General features: G+C 70.1%; 4 protein-coding genes. All 4 read left to right on the forward strand.

Going from position 1 to position 8,770, the window contains the following annotated elements; translation table 11 throughout:
• The first annotated feature begins 175 nt into the window (after positions 1–175).
• Positions 176–5,389 (forward strand): polyketide synthase Pks13, encoded by a 5,214-nt coding sequence (gene pks13 / locus MB1_RS24170; RefSeq protein WP_066913549.1) that lies wholly within the window; start codon positions 176–178, stop codon positions 5,387–5,389.
• Between the two features lie 29 nt (positions 5,390–5,418).
• Positions 5,419–6,960, forward strand: a complete 1,542-nt coding sequence (locus MB1_RS24175; protein ID WP_066913561.1) for an acyl-CoA carboxylase subunit beta — start codon at positions 5,419–5,421, stop codon at positions 6,958–6,960.
• A gap of 58 nt (positions 6,961–7,018) precedes the next feature.
• Positions 7,019–7,621 carry a TetR/AcrR family transcriptional regulator gene (locus MB1_RS24180; protein WP_066913551.1) on the forward strand — a complete coding sequence of 201 codons (603 nt, stop codon included), beginning with the start codon at positions 7,019–7,021 and terminating at the stop codon, positions 7,619–7,621.
• 188 nt (positions 7,622–7,809) lie between these two features.
• On the forward strand, positions 7,810–8,770 hold a 961-nt coding region (locus MB1_RS24185; protein WP_218000314.1), incomplete at its 3' end, for a hypothetical protein.

An 8,770-nucleotide genomic window follows, 5' to 3' on the forward strand; every position in this document is an offset into this window, starting at 1 on the left:
ATGCGGTTCAACTTCTTCGACGCGGTACGTTGGTGGATCAATGGCTGAAGACGTGACATCAGGGCATTCCGAGGTATCGGAGCAACCGGTGACATCAGAGCAGACCGAGACGACGGGTGCGGCTGCCGCACCGACGGGCGCGAACGCGGCTCCCGCGGGGCCGGCCGGTTCGGATATGACGGTCCCCCAGCTGCGGGAGTGGTTGCGCGGCTGGGTAGCCCGCACCACCGGGCAGCCGCTCGACCAGATCAGCGACGACCGCCCCATGGAGGAGTTCGGTTTGTCGTCCCGCGACGCGGTCGCGCTCAGCGGGGAGATCGAGGAGCTGGTCGGCGTCATGCTGACCGCGACCGTGGTCTACCAGCATCCGACCATAGCCTCGCTGGCCACCATCATCATCGAAGGTGAACCCGACACGCCGCAGGTCCTGCTCGACGACTCGTACTTCACCGATCGGCCGGTCCCCGCCGGTCACCGCATCGCGATCGTCGGCCTGTCGACCCGGCTGCCTGGCTCGGCCAATACCCCGGACGAGACCTGGAAGCTGCTGATCGAGGGCCGCGACGGGATCACCGAGCTGCCCGAGGGCCGCTGGGAGGAATTCCGCGGCGACCGGCGCCTCTCGCAGGCGATCGACGACACCACCACGCTCGGCGGCTACCTCGACGACGTCAAGGGCTTCGACCCGGAGTTCTTCGCGATGAGTCCGCTCGAGGCGGAGAACGTCGACCCCCAGCAGCGGCTGATGCTCGAGCTGGCCTGGGAGGCGCTCGAGCACGCGCACATCCCGGCGAGCGAGCTCAAGGGCGAGCTGGTCGGCGTCTTCGTCGGCAGCTCGACCAGCGACTACCAGTTCCTGGCGTTGGCCGCCGAGGACCCGCATCCGTACGCGCTGACCGGCACCTCGTCGTCGATCCTGCCGAACCGGGTGTCCTACTTCTACGACTTCCGCGGGCCGTCGATCGCGGTCGACACCGCCTGCTCGTCGACTCTGGTCGCGGTCAACCAGGCGGTGCGCAGCCTGCGCGAGGGCACCAGCGATCTCGCCCTCGCCGGCGGGGTCAACATGCTGCTCGCCCCCGCGGCGACGCTGGGCTTCGGCAAGACCGGAGTGCTCGCCCCGAACGGCCGGATCAAGGCGTTCTCGTCGGATGCGGACGGCATGATCCGCTCCGAGGGCGCCGGCTTCGTGGTGCTCAAGCGCCTCGAGGACGCCGAGCGCGACGGCGACGACATCCTCGCGGTCATCGAGGGCAGCGCGGTCAACCAGGACGGCCGCTCCAATGGTCTGCTCGCGCCGAACCCGGATGCGCAGGCCGACGTGCTGCGCGCGGCCTACCGCGATGCGCGGATCGTGCCGCGCACCGTCGACTACATCGAGGCCCACGGCACCGGCACCATCCTCGGCGACCCGATCGAGGCCGACGCGCTCGGACGCGTCGTCGGCGCCGGGCGCACCGCGGAGAACCCGGCGCTGCTCGGCTCGGCCAAGACGAACTTCGGCCACCTCGAGTCCGCCGCCGGCGCCGCGAGCCTGGCGAAGGTGGTCCTCGCGATGCGCGAGAACGTGCTGCCCGCCAGCCTGCACTACGCCGGCCCCAACCCGTACATCCCTTGGGATGCCGCACATTTGAAGGTCACCGATCAGGCGACCCCGTGGCCGCGGTATAGCGGCCGGGCGATCGCCGGCGTGTCCGGCTTCGGCTTCGGCGGGACCAACGCCCACGTCGTGCTCTCCGAATACGTGCCCGCCGACGCGCCGGATGCGCAGGTGCAGCATCCCGACGCCGCGGTCGCCGAACTCGCCGGTATCCCCGTCGAGACCCCCGCCGACCACCTCGATACCGTCGCCGACACCGCGACAACCGGCGCCGAGGCGGCCGACACCGCGCCCGCCGATGCCGCGCCGGCCGAGGAGCAGCAGCCCGCCCCCGCGGTCGCCCTGCCGATCAGCGCGAATACCGTCTCGCGGCGCAAGCTGACCGCCGCCGACCTCGCCGACTGGCTCGACAGCGACGCCGGTCGCGCGACCCCGCTGACCGCGGTCGCCCATACGCTGGCCTCGCGCAGCCGGATGCGTTCGCGCGCCGTGGTTCTCGCGCATTCCCATGACGAGGCGGTCGCCGGGCTGCGCGCGGCCGCCGCGGGCAAGCCGGCCCCGAATGTGTTGGCGGCCAACGGCCCCGATACCAACGGTGACGTCTGGGTCTTCTCCGGTTACGGCGCCCAGCATCGCAAGATGGCCAAGGTCCTCTACCAGGACAACGCGGCCTTCGCGGCGGCCTTCGACCGGGTGGACGACCTGATCGAGGACGAGGCGGGCTACCGCATCCGCGACATCGTGCTCGACGACTCGCAGACCTACGACTTCGAGAACTCCCAGGTCGGAACGTTCGCGATCCAGGTGGCGCTCGTCGACGTGCTGCGCGGACTGGGCGCCCGCCCGGCCGCGGTGGTCGGCCACTCGATGGGTGAGGTCGCCGCGGCCTATGCCGCAGGCGGTCTGGGTCTCGAGGACGCGGTGCGGATCATCTGCGTGCGCTCGCGGCTGCTCGGCGAGGGCCAGGACAGCCTGTCCGAGGCCGACGCCGGCGCGATGGCATTGGTGGAGTACTCCGCCGCCGAGGTGACCGCCCTGGCGGAGCAGTACCCCGGCGTCGAGCCGAGTGTCTATGCGGCACCGACACATACCACCGTCGGCGGCCCGCGCGACGCGGTCCAGAAGTTGGTCGACCGCGCGGTCTCCGAGGACAAGATCGGTCGCATCCTCGATGTCCGCGGCGCCGGCCACACCTCGGCGGTCGACCCGCTGCTCGGCGAGCTGCACGCGGAGTTGATGGGGCTCGAGGTGCACCCGACCGAGGTCGGCCTGTTCTCGACCGTCGACGCCGATACCTACTACCCGGCGGGCTCGCAGATCCATCGCGAGGAGTACTGGGTCAAGGGCATGCGGCATGTCGTGCACTTCACCCAGGCGATCCGCAAGGCGGTCGAGGCCGGGTTCACCAGCTTCGTCGAGATCGCCCCGCATCCGATCGCGCTGATGTCGGTCGCGGCGACCACCTGGGACGCCGGCCTGCCCGACGCCGCCCTGATCGCGACCCTCAAGCGCAAGGAGGACGAGCGGGAGACCCTGCTCGCCGCCGAGGCGCAGCTGTTCGTGCGCGGCCGCGATATCGCCTGGGACCGGCTCTATCCGGCCGGCCCCTGGGCCGATGTGCCGCCGACCCGCTACCAGCGTCGCCCGCTGTGGATCACCGGTGCGGACACCGGCCGTCTGACCGGCGCGCTCGCCGCGCCCGGCATGCCCGGTACCCGCGTCGCGCTGCCCGACGGCCGATTTGCCTGGGAGACCGAGGCATCGACCGCCGAGAGCGCCGAGGCGCTCGTCTCCGCGGCCGCCGCTCAGGTGCTCGACGACGTCACCGTCGCGACGGTGCTCACCCGTGGCGCCTGGCCGAGCGGCGGGTCGCTGACCACCACGCTCTCCCCGCATCCGGGTGGCGCCTCGCTGCAGGTGCACGCCGCCGACTCCGGCCGGTTCACCCTGGTTGCCGAGGCGGTCGTCACCGGAGGCGGCGACACGTCGGTGGCCGCCGTCGTCGACGTGCCCGCGGTCGTCACCGCTCCCGCGCCGGCGGTCGACCGGTCCGGCCCGATCGAGGAGTTGCCCGAGGTCGTCGAAAACGTCGGCGGCAAGTGGGATCCCGACAGCGGCGAGAGCATCCGCGATCGGCTGTGCATCATCGTCGGTGAGGCGATGGGCTATTCGGCCGAGGATGTGCCGGTCGAGGTGCCGCTGATCGATCTGGGTCTCGATTCGCTGATGGCGGTGCGCATCAAAAACCGCGCCGAATACGAATTCGACATCCCGACCGTGCAGATCACCGCCGTGCGCGACGCCAACCTGCTCGAGGTCGAGAAGTACGTGCGCTACGCGGTCGAAAACCGTGAGGAGGTCGCGGCGCTCGCCGAGCGCCAGGCGGCCGAACGCGCCACCGACGCATCCGAGGATGTCGCCCAGTCCGAGCCCGAGGCGCAGACCGCCCCCGCGGCAACGGAAGCCGCCGCAGCGGACACCTCGGCCGCCGAGGCGGCGCAGACCTCGCTCGACGACGAACTGGCCGACGTGACCACCTCGGTGGTGGCCGAGGCGGAGGCGATCGTCGAGGCCGAAGCTGCCGCCGAGACCGAGGCGTCCACTGCCGCCACGTCCACCGCCGCCGTGACCGAGACCGCCGTGAGCGCGGCCGACACCGTCCCGGCTCCCGCGGCCGCCGGCACCGAGGACATCGCCGCCGCGGCCGGATCCGACGTCGCCCCGCGCGACGCGGCCGAACGGCTGACCTTCGCCTCGTGGGCGGTGATCACCGGAAAGTCCGCCGGCGGCATCTTCAACACCCTGCCGGTGCTCGACGACGAGACGGCCGAACGCCTCGCGGCCCGGCTGAGCGAGCGCGCCAAGGGCGAGATCACCGTCGATGACATCCTCGACGCCGAGACGATCGAGGAGCTGTCCTCGACGGTCCGCGAGCATCTCGAAGGGGGCGGCGTCGACGGGTTCATGCGGACCCTGCGCGCCCGGCCCGAGGGCTCGAATGCGGTTCCGGTCTTCGTCTTCCACGCCTCGGGCAGCTCGACGGTCGTCTACGAGCCGCTGCTCAAGCGCCTTCCGGCGAGCACCCCGATGTACGGCTTCGAGCGGGTCGAGGGCTCGGTGGAAGATCGTGCGGCGCAGTACATCACCCGGCTGCGCGAGGTACAGGGCGATGGGCCCTATGTGCTCTTCGGCTGGTCGCTCGGCGGCGTGCTCGCCTACGAGGTCGCCCGCCAGTTGACCGACCAGGGCGCGGACGTCCGGCACGTGGGATTGCTCGACACCGTCCTGCCCTACGAGCCGATCCCGGAGACGGTCGAGGAACGCCGGCTGCGCTGGGAGCGGTACGCCAAGGTGGGTGAGCGGCTGTACAACACCGAGATCCCGCTGCCGTTCGACCGCCTGGCGAATGCCTCCGACGACGAGCAGATCCAGATCATCCTGGAACTGGTCTCGATGTCGGGCACCACGATCCCCAGCGGCATCATCGAGCACCAGCGCACCTCGTGGCTGGACAACCGGGCCCTGCAATCGGCGACGTTGTATCCCTACGACGGCGACGTGACGCTGTACCTGGCCGATACGTATCACGACGACATGATCGAGCTCGAACCTCGCTACGGTAAGCGCGCTCCCGATGGGGGTTGGGGTAACGCCGTGGCCCACCTCGAGATTGTTCATATAGGTGGCAACCACTTGGCGGTGATCGACGAACCGCTGATCTCCCTGGTGGCCGCCGATCTGTCCGCCAAGTTGGAGCGGATCGAGTCGTCAGCACAGGAGAACTCGTGAGTCTGGACACCGACATCGCCGCCGCCCGGATGGCGACCACGGCCGAGAAGCTTGCGGACCTCAAGGCCCGCATCGACATCGCCCGTGAGCCCGCCGGAGAGGTCGGCATCGCCAAGCGTGCCAAGAAGGGCATCAACAGCGCCCGCGGCCGGGTGGAGAGCCTGCTCGACCCGGGCAGCTTCGTCGAGTTCGGCTCGATGATGCGCACCCCCGGCGACCCGAAGGCGCTCTACGGCGACGGCGTGGTCACCGGCCACGGCCGGATCGACGGCCGCCCGGTCGCGGTGTTCTCGCACGACCAGACGGTCTTCGGTGGCACGGTCGGAGAGATGTTCGGCCGCAAGGTCGCCGCGGTGATGCGCCACGCCCACAAGGTCGGCTGCCCGGTGATCGGCATCAACGACTCCGGTGGCGCCCGCATCCAGGACGCGGTGACCTCGTTGGCCTGGTACGCCGAGATCGGGCGGGCCCAGGAGCCGCTGTCCGGTCAGGTCCCGCAGATCTCGATCCTGCTGGGCAAGTGCGCCGCCGGCGCGGCGTACCAGCCGATCTGCACCGACGTCGTCGTCGCGACCGAGTCGGCGTACATGTTCGTCACCGGTCCGGACGTCATCGAGGCGGCCACCGGCGAGCACGTCGACCTCGACGACCTCGGCGGCGCGCGCACCCAGGCCCGCAACGGCAATGTCCACCACGTGGTTCCGGACGAGGCGACCGCTTTCGAGTGGGTGCGGCGGCATCTGTCGTACTTCCCGCTGCAATGCCAGGAACAGCCGCCGATCATCAACCCCGGCCTCGAGCCGGAGCTCACCGACAGCGACCGGGAGCTCGACCGGATCATGCCGGACGCCGACAACGCCGGTTACGACATGCACGATCTGCTGCTGCGGATGTTCGACGACGGCGAGTTCCACGAGATGGGGGCGATCACCGCCCCGAACGTGATCACCGGCTTCGCCCGGGTCGACGGGCGGCCGGTGGGCGTGGTGGCCAACCAGCCCCTGCACTTCGCCGGCGCGCTGACCGCGGAGGCCTCCGACAAGGCGTCCCATTTCGTGCGGCTCTGCGACGCGTTCAACATCCCGCTGGTGCTCGTGGTCGACACCCCCGGCTTCATGCCCGGTGTCGAACAGGAACGCATCGGCGTCATCAAGCGCGGCGGCCGCTTCCTGCTCTCCTACGTCGAGGCGACCGTCCCGAAGATCACCGTGGTCACCCGCAAGGCGTACGGCGGCGGCTACGCGGTGATGGGCAGCAAGCAACTCGGCTCGGACATGTACTTCGCCTGGCCCACCGCTCGCATCGCGGTCATGGGCGCCGAGGGCGCGGTCAACATCGTCGGCCGCGCGCAGATCGCCGCCGCCGGCGAGAACGCCGCCCACGTACGCAAGCAGCTGATCGACTTCTACAACGCCACCGTCGCGACGCCGTGGATCGCGGCCGAGCGCGGCTACGTCGATGCGGTGATCGAGCCCTCCGCCACCCGACTCGAACTGCGCAAGGCGCTGCGCCTGTTGGCCGACAAGCCCCACACCACCAACCCGCGCAAGCACACCCTGCTGCCCCTGTAGGTCCGGCGGGCGGCGACGCCCGGCGGATCGACGGGCGGCAACCGGTTAGCGTGCAGGGATGGCACGGCCCACGAAGTTCTCCACCGAGCAGATCCTCGACGGCGCGCTCGCCGTCGTCGGACGTCGGTGGCGGGCGGCCACGATCGCCGATGTCGGCGCGCAGATCGGCGCCCCCGTCGGGTCGATCTACCACCGCTTCGGCTCGCGCGAGGAGTTGTTCGTCGCGTTGTGGCTGCGCTCGATCCGGCGCTTCCACGTCGGCTTCCTCGCCGCCACGGAGGGCCCGGACGCGCGGCGGGCCGCGGTGGCGGCGGCGGTCCACATCCCGCGCTACTGCCGGCGGTACCCCGCGGAGGCCTTGGCGCTGTCGCTGTATCGCTGGGAGGCGCTGATCGAGGACGGACCGGCCGATCTGATCGACGAGATCGGAACGGTCAACGACGACGTCGAGGCGGCCCTGCGGCGGCTCTGCGCCGATCGGTTCGGATCGACCGATCCGAGGCATCTGGAACTGCTGTCGGTGGCGGTGCAAGCCTGCCCCTACGGCCTGGTGCGGCCCTATCTGGGGGCCGAGGTCCCTGCAGCCCTGGACGATATCGTCGCCGCGGCGTCGGGCGCGATCCTCGACCTGGGCGATACCGGCGAGGTCACCGACGCATAATCCCGGCCGACCGATTTGTATGTGACCGGATTCACAGAAGTGACCGATTTCTCCTAATAGTGGAACACCGATCTTCCCCATTTCCGAAAATCCGTGGTATCCAGGATTAGGGTAACGATTGGATCACTACCGTGTGTCCGTTATAGGACCAACGGTGGTCGTAGTGGTTGAGCGAAATGGAGACATCGGTGAACGAAGCCGACGGGGTCGCGAAAGCCACCACCAGCGCATCGTGGTTGACCCGGCACGAGTCGGATCTGGAACGACGCCTCCGGGACAGCCGGGTCTCGTTTGTCGCAGAGATCGCCACCGATGCTGCGGCAATACAAAGGTCCCAGCAAGAGTACGGTTTTCTGGCCGGACAGATGGGGCGTCAGCGGATCGATCGGACCCGCTTGGTCACCTGGTATCCTGCGCTGAGCCTGGTGCTGCTGGTCGACTCCGCCGCCCGCTGCGACTCCCTCGAAAACTTCTGGTCGCAGTACTTCACCGATCTCGGATGCCCGGTCGACTCGGAATTCTCCGATGTTCTCAAATCGGTAACGCCCGACCTTCTTCGTGATTTCGGTCTGCTGGATATCACCGAGTTGGACGCCGACTTCTCGGCCATCCTCGCGGGCCAGGCGGCCATTCCGACCCTGCACACCACCGAGTTGGTCGAACTGGCCGAGCGTTACCTGGAGATGGGGCCGATCACCGACGAGTACCACTTCGCGCAGTGGCTCGCCGAGTTCGATGCTGCGGGCCGTTCGGAGCCCGACCGCACCGTGCAGCGGTTCGCCCGCTACGGCGGCCGCCTCGCCAGCGATGTCCTCGACGGGGTGGTCGACCTGGTGAGCGGCTCCTCCCGGACCGCCGCCGATCCCGCGACGGCCGCCGGATTGCCGGCCGCCCTGCAGCGCTCCCTGCACGATCTGCTCGCTCGTCGGCGCCCGCGCCGCGGCGCCGAGCGCACCGACGCGGCGGAACCGTTCGCCGACCCGGCGGCTACGGGTTCTCACCCGTCGCCGACGTCGCGGGCTCACGGTCAGCCGATCGGCCGCCACCGGCCGCCGCCCGCGCAGCGCCCGACCGGTGTCGACCGCATCCTGCCGCCGCCGGCCGCCGGGCCCGCCGCTCATCCGCGCACCCCCGCCGCCGGCTTCGCCG

The organism is Millisia brevis NBRC 105863 (genome assembly GCF_001552615.1).
Lineage (GTDB): Bacteria > Actinomycetota > Actinomycetes > Mycobacteriales > Mycobacteriaceae > Millisia > Millisia brevis.

Excerpts from the sequence above, each read along its gene's own strand:
- pks13 (WP_066913549.1), top strand. The coding sequence starts at position 176 with ATGACGGTCCCCCAGCTGCGGGAGTGGTTGCGCGGCTGGGTAGCCCGC.
- MB1_RS24175 (WP_066913561.1), top strand. The coding sequence starts at position 5,419 with ATGGCGACCACGGCCGAGAAGCTTGCGGACCTCAAGGCCCGCATCGAC.
- MB1_RS24180 (WP_066913551.1), top strand. The coding sequence starts at position 7,019 with ATGGCACGGCCCACGAAGTTCTCCACCGAGCAGATCCTCGACGGCGCG.